The following is an 18705-nucleotide window of genomic DNA, read 5'->3' on the forward strand; positions in this document are numbered from 1 at the left end:
GGCGGTCACCTGCCGACAGCGTCACGCCACTGGTCGAGCCAGCGCTCGCGGTTCTCCGCGATCGTGGCAGGTGGCAGCGACGACATCCACGCCGGCACGGCCGCGCGGGCCGGCCAGCCCTCGGGCAGTTCGACGTCGCGCTGCACCGGGTAGACGTACATCGACTCCGGCAGGGCGGACTGAACCTCGGGGCTCAGCATGTAGTCGACGAGCTTGCGCGCACCGGTGGAGTTGCGGGTGCCCTTGAGCACGCCGATGTACTCGACCTGCGGGAAGCAGCTGTCGAGGAGGGCGCTGGTGCCGGGGGTCGCGGCCGGCGAGGACGCGTACGACAGCACGATCGGCTTGTCGCCCTTCCCTTCTCCGGCACTGAACAACTGGTTGTAGGCGACCTCCCAGCCGGAGACGACGGTCGCGCCACCGCCGACCACCCGCTTCCAATAGTCCGGCCAGCCGTCGCCGAGTGCGCCGACCGTCGTCAGCAGGAAGGCCGTGCCCGGCGAGGAGGTCGCGGGATCGGTGAGCACGGTCTGCGCCGCGTACTCCGGCTTCACCAGGTCGCGGAAGCTCGTCGGCGGGGTCAGCGATCGCGTTTCGTACCAGGCGTCGTCGATGTTGAGGCAGACGTCGCCGCGGTCGACGGCGGTGAGTTGGCCGGCCGCACCGGGCACCGCGTATTCGTCGGCCCCGTCGACCGCGAGCGGTGACTCGTAGGACTCCAGGGCTCCCGCTTCGATCGGCCGGGACGCGAAGGTGTTGTCGATGCCGTAGACCGCATCGCCCTTGGGCGCGCCCGGGGTCAGCGACACGGTCGACGCCAGCTGTCCGGCATCGCCGGAGCGCACGATCTTGAGGGTGAGCCCGGTCTGCTGACGGAACCCGTCGATGACCGACTCGGGCAACTCGAAGGACTCATGGGTCAGCAGCGTGACCTCGCCGCCCGTCGTCGACTCGTCGGCACAGGCCACGGCGGTCGTGAGGACCATTCCCAGGCCGACGGTGAGCGCGACGGCCCGCGAGACGATCCCCGACCGCCCTCGACGACGGCCGCCACGCTCGGCCTGCAGTTCGTCCACGCCCGGCAGGTGGTTCACATCCGACTCCTCGCGACTGGCTGTCCCATCTCCCCCATATCCAACCAGGTGGCGACGAGTCGCACGATTGCCGCCCACGCGACCCACTTCTGTAACAATTGCATCAATAACCACATACGTCACAGTCGCAACCGGCCGGACTGCCTGGACACAGAAGACATAGAGGGGCTTAGAATGACCCGCGACGTCCGGGGTGGGAAGATCGACAGACGCCCTTCAAGCCCCGGGCGATTCACACGACCAGGATCCACACGACCACGAGGCGCACGAGGCATCTCTTCCCGCCACGCAGCGCCACGACCGATAGGACACCACCAGTGCGTTTCACACGGCCGTCGAGGTTGCGTTCGACCACCTCTCGCCCGCACCGGAGCCGGCGTACCCGCCTGTTCCTCAGCGCCTCGGCCCTCGTCGCCGCGGCCGGCCTCGCACTTCCGGCCGTCGCCGACGCCGCGCCCGCTCCCAAGGTCGACCAGCGCGTGCTGGACTCGCTCGGTGCGTTCGCCCCGGCAATCATCGGCTCGGTGGCCACCCCCGGACCCGACGGCAAGGTCAACGCCCAGCTCCTGCAGCAGGCCGAGGCGTTCGCCAACACGCCCGGAATGCCTGCCGAGGTCTCCAAGGTCTGGCGTTCGGTCGCCGACTTCCTCGGTGAGCCCGGACGCAAGGCCACGGCCCGCCAGCTGGCCGCCGAACCCAAGCCCGGCGATCCGGAGATCCCGAAGGGCCCCAAGGCTCCGAAGATCCAGGAATTCCTGTACCCGACCTTCGGTCTCGGCTGCATCCCCGGCGGCGGCTCGCTCGGCCGCGCCCTGGTCACCGCAGGCCCGCAGGAGGCGCCGGCACCCGGCCCGAAGCGCGGCGAGGGCGGTTACGTCTACACCGCGTTGGGCACCGGCCCCGCCATCGACAACAAGGCACAGCCGCTGATCGTGAGCTGGCTCAACGTCGACACCGGCCGCACCGGCACCACCACGCTGAAGCGGAACCCGAAGATCAACGTCAAGGACGGCCCCGGCACCTTCACCGGCATCGCCCGGACCGGCAAGGGTCGCGTCATCTCCGCGATCCACGGAAACGTGACCACCAAGACCAAGGGGCAGGTCGTGTCCTGCACGATCGTCCCGGTGATCGGCCTCGCCGTCATCTGACCTCCGGTCGACTTCCCGAAGCGGCACCCCGGCATCTCGCCGGGGTGCCGCCTTTTCATGACCGTTTCCCCGCCTCCACCACGTCTCACGGCCCCGTCCCCGACGAAACGGCTGTGGCGCCCGTCGCAATCGCCCTGTGGCAAAACGCCAGGTCGTCGGGAATGTCGGTATCTCACCGATCGCGCGCATGTCACAGGTCGGACTCGCGACTTGCCGCACTCGTCTCACACATGGTCTCTTTTAACTCAAGTCCCATCTGTCACACCCGCCACACGTGGCGGGGTGTTCGACTGTTCGAAGGAGTGCCATGTCCATCACGTCTCGGTTCACACGTCCACTGATCGGTCGGCGCGGAATCCGGCGCTGCGGCGTGGGCCTGGTGGGCGTGGCGATGGCCGCCGCGGCGGTCACGTCGACCGCCCCGGCCTCGGCCGTGCCGTCGCTTCCTCTCCTCCCGCCCAACATGCTGAGCGCGTATTCCATCCCGTTCGACGCCGAACTGGCCGGCGCGGTCCGTCTCCTGAAGTCCGCGGGTGTCGACCAGATGGCCCTCAAGGCCGCTCAGGCGGTCATGGGCAGCTCCGGGCAGCTCTCGGTACAGGACGTCGTCGGACGCGCCGGTGCGCTGCCCTTCGACGCGTCGCAGCCCCAGCCGGCCGCTGCCCCCTCTGCAGCGACCCCTCAGCCGGTGGCCTCCACCACCGATCCGCTGGCGCTGCTGAAGAGCCTGGGCATCCAGACGCTGACCCCGTCTGTCGCCCCCTTCTGCACGACCCCCACCCCGGACAACCCGCTCGGTCTGGTCACCGCGGGCGCCGGAGCGGTCGCGGGCCCGTGGCCGCTGAAGACCGATCCGGTCGCCGAGCTCAAGCCGCTCCTCGACATGCTGCCGATCGCCGGGATCCCGGACAAGCTGAACGTGGTCGAGAACGGCGAGACCGCATATGCATTCGTGCCGGCCACCCCGAACGCCGGCAAGGGCGGCACCATGCAGGTCGCATGGTTCAACACCAGCACCCTGCAGGGCGGCTTCGCCGACCTCGAGCCGCTCAAGAACGGCGCCACCCTCACCGCCCTGCCCCTGCTCTCGGGTGTGCGCCTCGCCCCGGTGAAGACCGGTAAGGGCACCATCCTGTCCGCCGTCTTCGGCACCGCGCAAAACGGCTCGCAGAACTGCTGGTTCCTCCCGGCCGTCGGCATCGTCAACGCCTGATCCCCGGTCCGCCGGCGAGACTCTCTCCCGCCGTAGACCTTTCCACCCGTCACACCGAACGAATAGACGACACATGAATACGCACGGCATCTCTTCAACCCGTCGGAGTGCCTCCATCGCCCGCACGGTCGCGGTCGCCGCAGCCCTCACCATGGGCCTGACCTCGTTCGGCCTCGTCGCCGAGGCCGCCGCGGAACCGACCACGACCACCCCGTCGACCAGCACCCCCTCGCCCGGCACCACGACCGACGCCGCGGATGAGGAAACGGGCGCCCCAGCCGACGACAACGCGGGCACGATCGACACCCGTGGTCCCGGCCAGGCGCCGGGTGCCGTCTACGCCAATCGTGACCTGCCCCGTGGCCGCATGGTGGCCGGTTCCGCCGCCGGCAACGACTTCACCTACTGGAGCACCGGCGCCGACGGCAAGGCACACCTGTCGTCGGGCGTGCTGATGGTCCCGGCCGGCCGGGCACCCGCCGGTGGCTGGCCGATCGTCGCCTGGGCCCACGGCTCGCGCGGCATCGCCGACAAGTGCGCACCGTCGGAGCGTCCGACCAAGGACGACACCACCGAGCTGAGCCGGTGGCTCGGCCGCGGCTATGCCGTCGTCTCCACCGACTACGCCGGCGTCGGCACGCCGGGAACCCCGCAGTACTACGACATCGAAGCGACCGCCCGCAACATCGTCGACGCGGTGAGCGCCGCCCGCGACGTCACCGACAACCTGTCCCGCTCGTGGGCCGTCGTCGGCGAGGGTCAGGGTGCCGCCGCTGCGATCACGCTGGCCCGCCTGGCCCCGAAGCTGCAGGCCCGCAACTCGCTGGACTTCAAGGGTGCCGCGGCGACGTCGATCCCCGCCGAGTTCGGTGCGCTCCTCGCCAATCTCGGACCGTCGTCGGCCAGCATCCCGTCCGGTCTCGCCGCCGACGCGCTGTACACCCTCAGCGCGATCCGGAACGTGAACCCGAAGCTCGACGTCGACTCGCTGCTGACCGACACCGGCAAGAAGTGGATGGCCAAGGCCGCCAACGAATGCATCACCGAGTTCCGCAAGAACGTCGACGGTCTCGCCATGGGTTCCCTGTTCGCCAAGCCGGTGTCGGGGAACACCGAGCTGACGAATCTGCTCACCGAGGCCACCGACCTCCCGAGCCGTGGCTTCGTCAAGCCGGTCATCATGACCCAGTCGCTCCAGGACACGTCGGTCGTCGTGCCGCTGTCGCTGAAGTACCTGAACGAGGCGCGCGCCGATCGCAAGGTGCAGGCCCGCACCTACCTCACCCTCGACTCTGCGCAGTCGGTGAAGTTGTCCGACAACGACATCCGAGCCTTCATCGCCAAAGTCCTGAGTCGGTGATGGGTCGCCGCCTTTCCGACCTTCGCCTGTCGAAGCAGCGGGCGTTCGATGTCGCCTACGTGGCGACGTCGGCGGCGGCCACCGTCACCGGTGCTCTCGGGTACCGGCGGGCGGCGGGCCTCACCAAACCGCTGCCGATGCTGCTGCTGGTGGCGCAGGCGGCGGCCGGTGCGCGGGAGCGCGATGTCGTCGACAACGCCGGATTGGCGGGCGCACTGGCGTTCTCGATGGCCGGCGACCGGCTGATGCTGCTCGAGGAGTTCGAGACCGAGCCGGTCGCCAAGGACCGGTATCTGCGTCTCGGTGCGACGCTGTTCGCCGGCGCCCAGTTGAGCTACATCGCGACGATGTGGCGCGCGGGTGCCCGACCGAAGGCCAAGCATCTGCTCCCCCGCGTCGGGGTGCTCGCCGAGTCGGCCGCGGTGCTGGCCCGTCACCGCCCGGCTCTGCTGCCCGTCCTGGGCACCTACGGCAACACCCTGGCGACGATGTCGGCGACCGCGAGCGCCATGCCCGATCCGCAGCCGCGGTTGCGGATCGGCGGGGTGACGTTCCTGCTGTCGGATCTGGCGATCATCAACCGCCGTCACCTCGTCACCGACCCGCGCATCCGGATGGCGGGCGAGGCGTGGGTCCTCGCCAGCTACTTCGCCGCGCAGTTCCTGCTCATCGGCGGACTCACCGAGCGCCTGCGTCGACGCTGATCGTTCCGGTCAGGCCGTCGCCCGCCCGCTGCAGGACGAGTACTGCGGGTTGACCATCGGGACGAACGCCAGGGCGCCGAGTTTCTGTTTGATCGTGAACGCGACCGGACCACGGCCGGGATGGATGTCGACCTGCCACTTGACGGTGAACCCGCGCCCCGGCACGAAGACGGTGCCGGTGCGCCCGGTCCGCAGGTTCCGCCACAACACGGTGACATCGTAGGTGTATTCCAGCGCAACGGGTTTCGCCCGATCGGTGCCGATGAGCGCGATCGCCGGCCCGGGCAGGCCGTCGGCGGGGAACCGGATGTTGTTGAACACGTCGACCCGGATCTTGACCGTTCCCGCCGGCCACGGGTTCACGCTGTCGCAGTTCAGCGTCGTGACGTAGTTCGGCTCGGTGTAGTCCGGGATCGCGTTCGCACTCCCCTGCCCGACGACGCCGAGGAGCGTCGCCACCACCGCGGCGACGACCGCCCCGACGCCCGCATGGAACGCGCCACGTGATCCTGCTCGCCCCGTCATGCTCTCCCCGCTGATCATGGGGGCAGTCTAGAGCGGCGCGCGCACGGCGTCTGCCAGAATCGATCCCATGCCGAAGATCCAGATCGCCCAGGAACCCGCGGCCGACGAACTGCTCTCGACCGATTCGTTCGCCCTGCTCGTCGGGATGTTGCTGGATCAGCAGTTCCCGATGGAGCGCGCTTTCGCCGGACCGGCAAAGATCCGCGACCGCTTCGGCACGATGGACCCGGTCGAGATCGCCGACGCCGACCCCGAGTCCTTCGCCGATCTGTGCTCCACTCCGCCGGCCATCCACCGCTACGGCCGCTCGATGGCCGGGCGCGTGCAGGCGCTCGCGAAGGTCGTTGCCGAGGAGTACGGCGGGGACGCCTCCCGCATCTGGACCGAGGCGAGCAGCGGTGCCGACCTGATGAAACGCCTCCGCGATCTGCCCGGGTTCGGTGAGCAGAAGGCGAAGATATTCGTCGCGCTCGTCGCCAAGCAGCTCGACGTGAAACCGTCCGGCTGGACCAAGGTCGCCGGTGACTACGGCAAACAGGGATACCGCTCGGTTGCCGACGTCGTCGATCCCGACTCGCTGCAGAAGGTCCGCGATTTCAAGAAGGCGGCCAAGGCCGCTGCGAAGGCCGCGAAGGAGTAGACGCTACGACGTTGGTCACCTGACCCACGAATCGCCCGACCTTGACCCACGATCGCGAGCCGGTGGCCTAGTGTCGGGAACCATGGAGTCTCTTCCCGACCGGAGCGCACCTTCCGGGACCGACCCGACTCGTGTGCTCGTCCAGATGCCGCTCCGACTGGGGTTCACCGTGACCGGAGTGGTCCTCGCCGCGGCCGAGTCCGCGGTGACGATCGCACGCATCACCGCGGGCAGCGTCCAGCACGAGATCACCAGGGCTTTCGGGGTCGAGGATGAACTCGGTGCGGCGCGTACCCCCCTCGAGCTCCTCAATCAACTGTCCGAGTTGCTGGGCCCGGACCGACCGTTCGGACGCATCCTGGCCGCGGGCGGGCCGATGGAACGGCTCCTCAACCCGGGCGGGGTCGTAGACCGGCTGACCGCGCCCGACGGTCCGCTGGAGAAGCTCACCGCCAAGGGCGGACTCCTCGACCAGATGGCCGACGAACGCGGGATCCTGATGCGTCTGACCGCCAAGGACGGACCGCTCGACCGCCTCACCCGCCCGGGCGGGGTCGTCGACCAGTTCACCGAGAACGAGGGCATTCTCGAACGCCTGACCTCCGAGGGCGGCATCGTCGACAAACTGACCGCACCCGACGGCATGTTGGAGAAGGTCACGGTTCCCGGCGGCATCCTGGACCGGTTCGCCGCCGAGGCCGGCCTCCTCGATCAACTGGTCGGTGAAGGCGGCGCCGTCGAACGCGCCATCGCACCGGGCGGCCCGCTGGACCGGATCACCGAGCTGACCGAGGTGATCGGTCAGCTCGCACCGAATCTGATCGCCATGCAGGACACGGTGCACGAGCTCGCCGAGACAGTGGACCTGCTGAACCAGACGGTTGCTCCCCTCGGCGGTCTCGCCGAGCGTCTGCCCAAGCGGCTCACCCGCGGCCCGAAGGGTTCCGGCGGCAACGGCAACGGGGCCTCCCCGGCAGATGCAGACACCAACGGTTAACAACGGTGATCGCTGAGTAACCGAGGAGCGTGCGACGAGGCGTATCGAGGCCGCCTCCACCCACCCACTCACCCGTTCGGTGTCAGAAGGGTGGTGGGTTGTCTCGGTCCCACGCGTCTTGTTGTCGACGATGCGTTGTGGTGCGGGCGGCTCGCTCGGTGGTGAGTCGTTGCCGGGCCGGGTGGTCGGGTGGCTGAGTTCTCAACGAGCTGAACAGGTCTCGCCCGGTGAACGGATTACCCAAATACGTGTGGCCGGTGGGTGCTTCGAACCAGATCGCCAGGTACTCGTCCTGGGAATCCCGCCACCGGCCGAAGGTCTTGATGCGGTGATGGAAGCGGCACAACGGTTTCAGATTCCGTTGCATGGTTTTTCCGCCGCGGTCGGGGTTGTGGTGGTCGAACGGGTGGGTGTGGTCCAGGTCGACGGTCCACACCGGCTGGTTGCAGCCGGGGAAGGTGCAGCACAGTTCACCGACGCGTACGAGTGCTTGTAGTTTCTTGCTGGGGACGTAGCGGCTGGCGGCCGCAGCGCCCGCCGCATCGGCGTCGGCCGGTTCGGTGCGCACGCCGGTGGTGACGTAGGTGTGGGTGGCGTCGGCGAACAGCGCGCGCATGGCGTCGGCCTCGAGTAGCCCGTAGCCGTCGAGCATGCCGGGGTCGTTGTCGCGGCCCTGCATCGTGGTCTCGTTGGCCACGATGTGAAACGTCGGACGCGGAGCCCGGCAACCGGTGCAGGTGCACGTGCAGTCATCGGCCGACAATGAGGCCGCACCGTCACTGGGATCGGCTGTGAGAGTGTCGTTCCCCGCTGGTCCGGAGGCGTCGGTGGCGTCGAGCTCCTGCCCGGCGGGTTCGGGTGCGCAGTCGGGGCACTGGCAGTCCAGCTCCTGTCTGCCGTGCGCGAGAGCGAGGAGCGCGTCGGCGCGGCGCTGGCTCATGGTGCGCCCATCACGCTTGTGGACACCGTCAGCCATGGCGATCAGCCGGGCGTTGAGCGCGGCGGCGTCGATAGTGGGCACGTGTCCAGAAATGCGGGACTGGCCGGGCTGGTGCCGGTCCGGACGGATCGTGAGACCGCGGTCGCGGGCGGCGTGTTCGTTGCGACGCTTCACCGCCTCCGGAGCGTGGGTGTGAACGATCTGGTCGACCATGGTGGTGAACCGCGCCGTCGACATGGGATCGCGCGCCAGGATGGCCTCGGCCAACGCCGCATCGACGCCCGGCATGGTGGCGTCGTCGACGAAGTCGGTGCGCTTCATCGCGATCTGGAACCGGGTCATATCGATACGCGCGCCGGCCAAAGTGGTGCCGGTCAGTGGCAGTCGATATCGCATCGCATCGCCGGTGCGGATCACGTCCCGCGCCTGGGCCGGGGTCATATTCATCGCAGCACCGAACTCGGCGGTGGCCTGCTCGAAACCGTTCGGGCCAAACTCCTCATACGGGTCGATGCCGGACAACGCGTCAGCACTCATGCCGAGGAGGTCGTCGACCGAGCCTGTCTGCCCGGTGTGAAGTGCGCTGCGCCGCACCAGGTAGTCCTCTTCGCGCCGGTCGTGCAGCAGGCTGGCGGCCATCAACATCCGGCAGGTGTTGACCGCGTTCATCGACGCCGAATACCGCGCGGTGTCGACCAAAGCTTCCGGGGAGAGCTCAGCCAGAGGTCCGAACACGTCGAACCCCGCGTCGGGGAGATCCCCGGCGGGGTCGACGGTGCCGAACTCGAAAGCCATGACACCACCATACGAGTGGCCACCGACAGTTCTGATCGGCAACAGATCGTCGGATCAGACGGCGCAACAACTACTTTCGGTAGTATATGTTCCCGCGTGGCAATTTCCCTTCCGCTCAACGGATAGCGCCCGCGGGAAGGAGACTCGCCGGCGGAAGGGAACCCGTTGAGCGGGAACCTAACGGCGAGATGTATCGAGAGCGTCCGTCAGCAACTCCACGTACCGGTCGACGTCGAGCATGATCTCCGGACTCGTCGTCACCGACACCGCGATGCGGTCACCGATGCCGTGTACGCCGTGTGTGAGTCCCTGCACCGGTGACAGGGCGGGAAAGCCGGTGGTGAACAGGATCTCGCCGCCGTCGAGGTCGAGGTCGGCGGCACCGCGGTCGACGGAGGACACGACGGTGACGCCGGTGACCGTCTCCGGGCGGGTGTCGAGGTCGAAGGCCCGGATGCCCCACCGCGCGAGGATCGCCGGCGTGGCCTCCGATACGCGTCGTTGCGCTACTCGTCCCGGGTCCGCGTCCGCGGCGCGGGCGGCGTCGATCTCACCGCGGACGAGTCGTGCTCGTTCATGCGGATCGTCGACTTCGAGGTGAAGATCGATCCCCACAGTACGAAAGTTGTTGCGCGCCTCCGATTTATCCGATCGTCCGACCGTGAGCTCTATACCGAGACGTCTGCAGTCGTCGCTCAGGTATCGCGGTAGCGCCTGCGAGATGGCAACGAGCACGGCGACGGTGACCGGAGAGCAGGCTGCGGTGAGACGCTCGCGGTCGAGCACGATGACCCGTAGGAGTCGCCGCGACCCGGGGCTGCGGTTCAGTGTCGTCAGCGGATAACCCGGCTTTCCCGGATTCGCCGGTTTCCCAATCCGAGCGACCTGCACTCCGTGTCGGACCGTCGAGACGAATTCTCCGGGGAACCGCAGTGCACCCAGCGCGAGGGTTCCGACATCGCGAACCGGCCCGGGCATTCCGAAGCCGCCACCACGGCGATTGTCGTACGGCGCGGTGAACAGGTCCCGGGCGATCTGCGATGCGCGCCGGCCGTCACCGAGCGCATGCGAGATCTGCAGTACGACAACGACTCCCGTGACCGACTCACCACAACCGGCCGGAAGGTCGGTCACCGGACCGAACAGATGCAGACGCCAGGCCGCTCGGGACGGCACCAGCGGATCTGCGACGAGGTCACCGACGGCGTCCAGACACGACGACCAGGTCCGTGTCGTGGTGTCGACGCGGACCTGGTCGGGTGTGGGTTCGGCGGAAACCCAGTACGGACGGTCGGCCGTTGCCGGGACGTCGTGGACCCTTAGACGCAGGTCGTCGACGTGCCTCGCCCGCACCGACAGTCGCCGGGCGCACTCGTCGAGCGAGATCGACGGTGCGGCAAAGCAGTACAGAAGGAACTGGTCGTTCGGGATGCGTTCGGACATCCAGTACGACGCGGCGTCCGCCGCCGCCATCCGCTGCATGCGGCCAGGGTAGCGCCCTACTTCTGGCCGGCACTCCATGCGTAGGGCAGATCGGTGCCGTTGAGGACGTGGTCACCGATGGCCTGCAGCTTGAAGATCAGCGGGTTGTGCACCGAGATCACCCGGGCGTTGCGCCAGTGCCGGTCGAGGCGCAGGCGCTCGGAGGTGATCGACGCACCGCCGACCTCGAACAGCTGGGTGGTCGCGTCGAGCACCAGCGGGATGACCGTCGCCTGTGCGCGGGCGACGTCGAACTCGACCTTGTCGAGCAGCTTCTCGTCCTGCCAGCCGGTCTCGGCGAGACGGTCGAGCTGATCGGCGATGTCGAGGACGATGGTGCGCGCCGAGTAGGCGGCCGCGGTCAGCCGGCCGATGACCTGCTGCACCAGCGGGTCGTGGCGGGGTAGTTCGGCGGTCGAGTGGGTGAAGGTGCGCTTGCGTTCGCGGACCCACTCGGACACGTCGTCGGTGGCGCGCTGCGCGATGCCCGCCAGCACCGACAGCTGCACGAGCTGGAGGTACGAGGTGGCGTAGGTGCGGCCCGCGACGCCGTAACCCGGGCCGAGGATGCGGTCGCCGGACACCTGCACGCCACTGAACTCGGTGGTGCCGCTCGCCGTCAGGCGCTGGCCGAAGCCGTCCCAGTCGTCGTGCTGCGTGACGCCCTCGGCGTCGGCGTCGACGAGCACCGAGACACGCTCGCCGTCCTGGTCGGCGGCGACCAGGATGTGATCGGAGTACAGGCTGCCGGTGCTGTAGTACTTGGTGCCGTCCAGGCGCCACGCGTCGCCGTCGCTGTTGTCCGGGTCCCGGGTGAGGCGGGTCTGGTAGCGGTCGATGGCGCCGACACCGGGCTCGGTGATGGCGTTGCCGACGAGCGTGCCCTCCGCAACCTTGCGCAGCCAGCGCTCGGCCTCCGGATCGGGCAACGCGTTGAGCTGATCCTCGACGAACGACCAGTGCACGCGCAACGCCTGCGGGAGGTTCGACTCCGCGGTGGCCAGGTCGATGAGCAGCCGGAAGACCTGACGCACCGACGCGCCGTACCCGCCGAGCTCGACCGGCACGCGCAACGCGCCGAACTTCGCCTCGCGCAGCCACGACACCTCGTCGTGTGCGAGGCGGCGATCGTCTTCGCGAGCCACTGCGCCTTCGGCGATGCGAGCGAAGATCGGGGCGAACACCTCGTCGAGCCGGTCGTCGGTGGTGCCGGCGGCCGACGTGCTCGTGGGCACGGTTGCGGTCATCAAATGGTCCTTTCGGTACAGACTTCTCGGCGAGAAGTGTCGCCGCCGGCCCGCCCTTCGGCCACGATTGAAACCGCGCTGAACGCAACGTTCCCAAGGCCCGGATCCACCGCCACACTGAAGGCCGAACCCGCAGGTATGGCGCATCCGAGACCACGTTGAGACGCCGATCACGCGTTTGTGCCATTGTGGGCGTATGCCAATCTCGATCGCTGATCTCGATCCGAACACCCCCGTCGTCGTCGGCGTCGGTCAGGCCTCCGAGCGTCTGACCGATCCCGGCTACGAGGCACTGGGGTGAAGCAGACCTCGCGGCGCGCGCCGTCACCGCTGCCTTCGACGACGCCGGGGCCGCCGACCTCGCGTATTCCATCGACACCATCGCCGCGATCCGATCGTTCGAGATCTCCAGTCCGTTGTCCTCGTCGCCGCTCGGCCGCCCGGACAACATGCCCCGCGCCGTGGGCAAGCGCGTCGGCGCCGACCCCCGTCGCGCCGTGCAGGCCGTCACCGGCGGTCAGACCCCGCAGACGATCCTCACCGAACTCGCCGGCGACATCGCGGCGGGCGACTCCGACGCGGCGATCATCTTCGGCGCCGAGGTCATGTCGACCGTGCGCAACCTCCAGTCCAAGCCAGACGACGAGCGTCCGAGCTTCGCCGAAGAGGTCGGCGGACAGCTCGAGGACCGCGGCTACGGCCTGAAGGGCATCATCACCGTCGCCGAGATGCGTCACGGCCTCGCCACGGTGATCCCGCAGTACGCCCTGCTGGAGAACGCCCGCCGCCACAACACCGGCCTGGGTCGCGAGGCGTACGCGACCGCGATGGGCGAGCTATTCGCCCCGTTCACGAAGGTCGCTGCCGCCAACCCGCATTCGGCCGCCCCGACCGAGCGCGACGCCGCCGAGTTGGTGACCGTGACCGCCGAGAACCGGGTGGTCGCCGATCCGTTCACTCGCTACATCGTCGCCCGCGACCAGGTGAACCAGTCGGCCGCCGTCGTCGTCATGTCGATCCGGGCCGCGCAGGCCGCCGGCATCGACCCCTCGAAGTGGGTGTTCCTGCACGGCCATGCCGAGACCGTCGAGCGCACCTCTCTGCTCCGTACCGACCTCGGTTCCGCACCGGCCGCCCCGGCCGCGGTGAAGCACGCACTCGAGGTCGCCGAGATCGGCCTCGACGACGTCTCCGTCATCGACATCTACAGCTGCTTCCCGATCGCGGTCTTCAACATCCTCGACGGCCTCGGCCTCTCCCCCGACGACCCGCGCGGCCTCACCGTCACCGGCGGCCTGCCGTTCTTCGGCGGTCCCGGCAACAACTACTCGCTGCACGCGATCGCCGAGGTCGTCACGCGCGTCCGGCAGTCCCCCGGCGACTTCGGTCTCGTCATCGCCAACGGCGGTGTACTCAGCAAGCATGCGGCCGGCGTCTACTCGACGGCCCCGGCACCGTGGCGCACCGGCAACAGCGCCAAGGTCCAGGCCCAGCTCGACGCGGCGCCCACCGTTCCCACCGTCGGCGACGCCGACGGCCCGGCGATCCTCGAGACCTACACGGTCATCCCGTCGAAGAGCGGTAAGCGGACCGGCGTCGTGGTCGGCCGCCTCGTCGACGACGCCGCACCGGATCGCCTCGGAGCGCGGTTCGTCGCGAACCTCGACTCCGACGACGACGAGTTCTTCGACCTGCTGCTGACCTCGGACGACCCGGCCGGCACCGAAATCGTGGTGCGTTCCTTCGACGAGGGCAACCGCGTCAAGCTGACCGAGGCGGCGATGGACGCCAAGTACCCCGCGGTCGCACCGGCTTTCCGCGACAGCTACGAGCACGTCGAGATCCGACGCGACGGACACCTCCTCGAGGTGACCATCAACCGGCCCGACGCGCGCAACGCGCTGAACCCGGCCGCCAACGCCGAACTGGACTCGATCTTCGACGCCTACTTCGCCGACGACGACCTCTGGGTCGCGATCCTGACGGGCAAGGGCGACAAGGCCTTCTCGTCGGGCAACGACCTCGCCGCGACGGCCAGCCCGGCCGCGCTGTCGGTGCCCAAGAACGGATTCGCCGGGCTCACCGCACGTGCGAGCCTGCCCAAGCCGGTCATCGCCGCCGTCAACGGCTTCGCTCTCGGCGGCGGGTGTGAGATCGCCATGGCCTGCCACATCATCGTCGCCGACGAGGAGGCCTCGTTCGGTCTGCCCGAGGTGAAGGTCGGATTGGCCGCCGCCGCAGGCGGTCTGGTCCGCCTGCCGCGGCTGATCCCGCCGGCACTGGCCCGCGACATGATCCTGACCGGTCGCCGGATCTCGGCCACCGAGGCCGCTGCCGCCGGTCTGGTCAGCCGGATCGCCCCGGCCGGAAAGGTTCTCGAGACCGCCCGCGAGGTGGCCGAAGAGATCCTCGCGGCGTCGCCGACCTCGGTCCGCGCGTCCATCGCGACCATGGAGCAGTCGGACGCGATCACCGACACCGTCGAAGCGGTCCGCGCGAGCACCAACGTGCTCGACTCGCTGATCATCAGCGGCGACACCCTCGAGGGCATCATGGCGTTCGTGATGAAGCGCGAGCCGCAGTGGAAGGGTCGCTGACACCCACCCCCAATCCTGGTGCCCCCCTTCCGCTCCCCGGGGTGCGAGCGCAGCGAGCCACGAACGGCTCGGCGAGATGATCTCACCAAGCCCTTCGTGGCTCGTCGCTTACGCTCCTCGCACCTCAGGGAGCGACGGTCAGCCTGCCTGCGCAGTCTCCGCTGCCGCGAGATCCAGTGCGATGTCGACGATCATGTCCTCCTGACCGCCGACGAGCTTGCGGTTGCCGGCCTCGAGCAGGATGCTGCGGACGTCGACGCCGTAGCGGGCGCTCGCGGCTTCGGCGTGGCGTAGGAAGCTCGAGTAGACGCCGGCGTAGCCGAGGGTCAGCGTCTCGCGGTCGACGCGCACCGGGCGGTCCTGGAGCGGACGGACGATGTCGTCGGCCGCATCCTGCAGGGCGAAGAGGTCGCAACCGTGCCGCATACCCTTGATGTTCGCGACCGCGATGAACGCCTCGATCGGGCAGTTGCCCGCTCCCGCACCGTGTCCGGCGAGCGATGCGTCGACCCGGTACACCCCGTTCTCCACCGCGATCACCGAATTGGCCACGGAGAGGGACAGATTCTCGTGCGCGTGGATACCGATCTCGGTGGAAGGATCGAGCACGTCGCGGTATGCGCGGACACGCTCGCGGACGCCGTCCATGGTCAGACGGCCACCGGAGTCGGTGACGTAGACGCAGTGTGCGCCATAGCTTTCCATGAGTTTGGCCTGCTCGGCCAGCTTCGCGGGTTCTGCCATGTGGCTCATCATCAGGAAGCCCGAGACGTCCATGCCGATCTCGCGCGCCTTCGCGATGTGCTGTGCCGAGACGTCGGCCTCGGTGCAGTGGGTGGCCACCCGCACCGACCGCACGCCGAGATCGTAGGCGTGCTGCAGTTCTTCGATGGTGCCCACGCCCGGCAACAGCAGAGTTGTCAGGCGCGCGTTGGTGATGTTGGCCGCGGCCGCCTCGATCCACTCCCAGTCGGTGTTGCTGCCCGGCCCGTAGTTCACCGAGCCACCGGCGAGACCGTCACCGTGGGCCACCTCGATGGCGTCGACCCCGGCCGCGTCGAGCGCGCGGACGATCTTGCCGACGTTCTCCGGGGTGATGCGGTGGCGGACGGCGTGCATGCCGTCGCGCAGGGTCACATCCTGGACGAAGATCTCGGAGCCTGCGTTGGTGTCACTCATCGTGCCTTGTCCTTCTGCTGCGCGATCCGCTCGGCGACCTGCAGGCCGGCGGAGGTCATGATGTCGAGGTTGCCGGCATAGGCGGGCAGGTAGTGAGCGGCGCCCTCGACCTCGAGGAACACCGACACCTGGTGGGTCGGGGTGATCTCGGTGCCGTCCTCGAGCAGGGTGTGAACAGGCTGATCGGCCGGGATCGCAGCGATCTGGATCTCCTGCTTGAGGCGGCACCCGGGAACGTAGGCGGCGACGTCGCCGATCATCTTCTCGATCGAGGACCGGATCTCCTCGTGGGTGCCCTCGTCGGGCGCGTCGACGAGACAGAACACGGTGTCGCGCATGATCAGCGGCGGTTCCGCGGGGTTGAGGATGATGACCGCCTTGCCTCGCTGCGCGCCACCGACCGAGCAGATCGCCTTGGACGTGGTCTCGGTGAACTCGTCGATGTTCGCCCGGGTACCCGGCCCGGCCGAACGCGACGAGATGGAGGCGACGATCTCGGCGTAGGCGACGGGGGCGACCCGGGACACGGCCGCGACGATCGGGATGGTCGCCTGACCGCCACAGGTCACCATGTTCACGTTCTCGGCATCGATGTGGTCGGCGAGGTTCACCGCGGGCACCACGAACGGGCCGATGGCGGCCGGGGTCAGATCGATCATCCGCTTGCCCAGCGGGCGGAGCAGGGCGTCGTTGGCGATGTGCGCCTTGGCCGAGGTGGCGTCGAAGATGATCTCGATCTCGTCGAAACCCTCCATGCGCGTGAGGCCTTCGACACCTTCGTGGGTCGTCGGCACACCCTTCGCGCGGGCGCGGGCGAGGCCGTCGGAATCGGGATCGATGCCGACCATCGCCCCCATTTCCAGATACTGCGACTGCTGTAGCACCTTGATCATCAGGTCGGTACCGATGTTGCCCGAGCCGATGATCGCCACCTTGGTCCGTGGCGTCTCTGCTGTCATGATCGTTCTCCTTTGGGTGTGGGAAAGTCAGTCGGACGTGAAATGGGCGGTCACCGAGCCGAGTTCACCGATCTCGGCGGTCACCGTGGCCCCGGGGGCGATCGGTCGCATGGGCCCCAACGCTCCGGACAGGATCAGTTGGCCCGCACGCAGCGGTTCCCCGAACTGCCGGGCCCGGCGCGCGAGCCACGCGACGGCGTTGAGCGGGTCCCCGAGGCACGCGGCCCCGTTGCCTTCCGAGACGATCTCGCCGTCGATCGTCATGGTCATCGTGGAGTCGACCGGCGAGTACTCGTCCAGGGTGCGACGAGCGTTCCCGACCACGTACAGCCCGGCGGATGCGTTGTCGGCGACGGTATCGGCGAAGGTGATGTCCCAGCCGGTGATCCGGCTGTCGACGATCTCCAGGGCCGGCGCCGCGTACTCGATGGCGGCACGGCACTGTTCGACGTCGAGGTCACCGTCTGCCAGGTCGCTCTTCAGCATGAATGCGACCTCGGCCTCGGCCTTGGGCTGCAGGAGCGTCCCCACCGGGATCGTGTCACCGTCACCGAAGGCCATGTCGGCGAACAGCACTCCGAAGTCGGGCTGGTCGACGCCGAGCTGGGTCTGCACCGCCTCCGAGGTGGCCCCGATCTTGCGGCCGACCACCGCGGCGGTCCGGTCGGCGTTGAACAGCGTCTGGACGCGGTAGGCCGACTCGATGTCGTCGGCGGCGATGAGATCCCGGATCGGGGCGCACGGCCGGCGTTGCGAGAGCGCACCGCTGAGCCGTTGTGCCGCAGCGGCGATCGCGGCGTCGTGGTCGGTTCGGTCGGGGGCCGAGGTCGGGGTACTCATGTGCTGCCTCTGTTGTCGGTTCGGTCGTCTGCCCGATCTCGCGGGCGGTTCCCGACCATCGTGGGGCTCGGCTATACCCTGGGTCGAGGATCGCGTTCCGATGAGCGGAACGCCAGGGAGGCCCTATATGAGCGAGGAACAGCTCGATCGCTCGAGCGTGCTCGGTAAAGCGATCGCCGTGCTGCAGGCCTTCGACCCCAACGACCGGCAGGTCACGCTCGCCGAACTCGCGGAACGCACCGCCCTGCCCAAGACGACCGTCCACCGGCTCGCCGGTCAGCTCGTCGCCGCCCGTCTCCTCAACCGCACACCGAACGGGTACGCGCTCGGCAGCGGCCTGTTCGAGCTCGGCATGCGCGCGTCTCCGGAGCGAGGGTTGATCGAGGTCGCGACCCCGTTCATGCAGGACCTCTACGTCCGGACCGGCGAAACCGTCCATCTGGGCATCCTCGAGGACTTCGAGGTGGTCTATGTCTCGAAAATCGGCGGGCACCGACAGGCCGACGCGCCGTCGCGACTCGGTGGTCGAATGCCGTTGTACTGCACAGCCATCGGGAAGGCGCTGTTGGCGAATTCGCCGGATTCCGTCATCGCCGAGCAGCTCGCTCGCCCACTGCGCCGGCGCACACCGCACACCATCGTCGCCCCCGGGCTCCTTCGTGCACAGCTCTCGCAGATCGCTGAGGACGGCATCTCCTTCGAGTTCGAGGAATCGACCCTCGGCCTCGTCTGCGTCGCCGCCCCGATACTCGACGCCGACGACGCCCCGCTCGCCGCGATCAGCGTCACCGGTCCGGTACACCGATTCCACCCGAGAGCGCACGCGACCGCGGTCCGGGCCGCCGCGGCGGGGGCGAGTTCGACGCTGGCACGACGGGCCCACCTCATCGACGGCTGACACCCCGCCACCGGAAAGCGCTCCGCCACAGATCGCCGTCCTGAACACTGGACGACGGTCGCGCACACCGCGCACGATCCGCGT

General features: G+C 68.6%; 15 protein-coding genes and 1 pseudogene. 8 read left to right on the forward strand and 8 right to left on the reverse strand.

Annotation, left to right across the window (positions count from 1 at the left end; all coding sequences use genetic code 11):
- Positions 1 to 5: 5 nt before the first annotated feature.
- Positions 6 to 1094, reverse strand: coding sequence for a thiamine ABC transporter substrate-binding protein (locus RVF83_RS22915; RefSeq protein WP_005198668.1), 1089 nt, complete (start codon positions 1092 to 1094; stop codon positions 6 to 8).
- Between the two features lie 317 nt (positions 1095 to 1411).
- Between RVF83_RS22915 and RVF83_RS22920 the strand changes: the two genes are divergently transcribed.
- The 4 genes from RVF83_RS22920 to RVF83_RS22935 all read left to right on the forward strand — a co-directional run bounded on the left by RVF83_RS22920 (position 1412) and on the right by RVF83_RS22935 (position 5522).
- Positions 1412 to 2245: a hypothetical protein gene (locus RVF83_RS22920; RefSeq protein WP_005198667.1), complete on the forward strand. Its 834-nt coding sequence runs from the start codon at positions 1412 to 1414 to the stop codon at positions 2243 to 2245.
- 307 nt (positions 2246 to 2552) lie between these two features.
- Positions 2553 to 3458 carry a hypothetical protein gene (locus RVF83_RS22925; protein WP_005198665.1) on the forward strand — a complete coding sequence of 302 codons (906 nt, stop codon included), beginning with the start codon at positions 2553 to 2555 and terminating at the stop codon, positions 3456 to 3458.
- 73 nt (positions 3459 to 3531) lie between these two features.
- Complete coding sequence (locus tag RVF83_RS22930) at positions 3532 to 4818, forward strand: lipase family protein (RefSeq protein ID WP_005198659.1); 1287 nt, start codon at positions 3532 to 3534, stop codon at positions 4816 to 4818.
- Complete coding sequence (locus tag RVF83_RS22935; RefSeq protein ID WP_005198657.1) at positions 4818 to 5522, forward strand: lysoplasmalogenase; 705 nt, start codon at positions 4818 to 4820, stop codon at positions 5520 to 5522. The genes RVF83_RS22930 and RVF83_RS22935 overlap by 1 nt, the downstream gene beginning before the upstream one ends.
- A gap of 9 nt (positions 5523 to 5531) precedes the next feature.
- Here RVF83_RS22935 and RVF83_RS22940 read toward each other — a convergent pair whose 3' ends face one another.
- A complete protein-coding gene (locus RVF83_RS22940) occupies positions 5532 to 5984 on the reverse strand; it encodes a hypothetical protein (RefSeq protein WP_005198655.1) in 453 nt (150 codons plus the stop codon).
- Between the two features lie 130 nt (positions 5985 to 6114).
- Here RVF83_RS22940 and RVF83_RS22945 point away from each other — a divergent pair, with 130 nt between their 5' ends.
- Entirely contained in the window at positions 6115 to 6687 is a 573-nt protein-coding gene (locus RVF83_RS22945; RefSeq protein ID WP_005198653.1) for an HhH-GPD-type base excision DNA repair protein, read from the forward strand.
- Positions 6688 to 6769: 82 nt separating this feature from the next.
- A complete protein-coding gene (locus RVF83_RS22950; protein WP_005198652.1) occupies positions 6770 to 7684 on the forward strand; it encodes a hypothetical protein in 915 nt (304 codons plus the stop codon).
- A gap of 82 nt (positions 7685 to 7766) precedes the next feature.
- Here RVF83_RS22950 and RVF83_RS22955 read toward each other — a convergent pair whose 3' ends face one another.
- The 3 genes from RVF83_RS22955 to RVF83_RS22965 form a co-directional block, all read right to left on the reverse strand.
- Positions 7767 to 9419, reverse strand: a complete 1653-nt coding sequence (locus tag RVF83_RS22955) for an HNH endonuclease signature motif containing protein (RefSeq protein ID WP_005198650.1) — start codon at positions 9417 to 9419, stop codon at positions 7767 to 7769.
- Between the two features lie 177 nt (positions 9420 to 9596).
- Entirely contained in the window at positions 9597 to 10901 is a 1305-nt protein-coding gene (locus RVF83_RS22960; protein ID WP_005198649.1) for a WS/DGAT domain-containing protein, read from the reverse strand.
- Between the two features lie 17 nt (positions 10902 to 10918).
- A complete protein-coding gene (locus RVF83_RS22965; RefSeq protein ID WP_005198648.1) occupies positions 10919 to 12148 on the reverse strand; it encodes an acyl-CoA dehydrogenase family protein in 1230 nt (409 codons plus the stop codon).
- Positions 12149 to 12344: 196 nt separating this feature from the next.
- Between RVF83_RS22965 and RVF83_RS22970 the strand changes: the two are divergent.
- Positions 12345 to 14745 (forward strand): annotated as a pseudogene (locus RVF83_RS22970) (acetyl-CoA acetyltransferase).
- Between the two features lie 138 nt (positions 14746 to 14883).
- Here RVF83_RS22970 and dmpG read toward each other — a convergent pair.
- From dmpG to RVF83_RS22985, 3 genes are read right to left on the reverse strand one after another with little or no spacing between them, the layout of a single operon-like run.
- Positions 14884 to 15924 carry a 4-hydroxy-2-oxovalerate aldolase gene (dmpG, locus tag RVF83_RS22975; RefSeq protein ID WP_005198645.1) on the reverse strand — a complete coding sequence of 347 codons (1041 nt, stop codon included), beginning with the start codon at positions 15922 to 15924 and terminating at the stop codon, positions 14884 to 14886.
- On the reverse strand, positions 15921 to 16883 hold the full coding sequence (locus RVF83_RS22980; protein WP_005198643.1) for an acetaldehyde dehydrogenase (acetylating): 963 nt from the start codon (positions 16881 to 16883) through the stop codon (positions 15921 to 15923). Before RVF83_RS22980 ends, dmpG begins: the two co-directional genes overlap by 4 nt.
- 27 nt (positions 16884 to 16910) lie before the next feature.
- Complete coding sequence (locus RVF83_RS22985) at positions 16911 to 17723, reverse strand: 2-keto-4-pentenoate hydratase (protein WP_005198642.1); 813 nt, start codon at positions 17721 to 17723, stop codon at positions 16911 to 16913.
- A gap of 127 nt (positions 17724 to 17850) precedes the next feature.
- Here RVF83_RS22985 and RVF83_RS22990 point away from each other — a divergent pair, with 127 nt between their 5' ends.
- Positions 17851 to 18621: an IclR family transcriptional regulator gene (locus RVF83_RS22990; RefSeq protein ID WP_005198640.1), complete on the forward strand. Its 771-nt coding sequence runs from the start codon at positions 17851 to 17853 to the stop codon at positions 18619 to 18621.
- The last annotated feature ends 84 nt before the right edge of the window (positions 18622 to 18705 follow it).

It is taken from the genome of Gordonia rubripertincta, from assembly GCF_038024875.1.
GTDB classification, from domain to species: Bacteria; Actinomycetota; Actinomycetes; order Mycobacteriales; family Mycobacteriaceae; genus Gordonia; species Gordonia rubripertincta.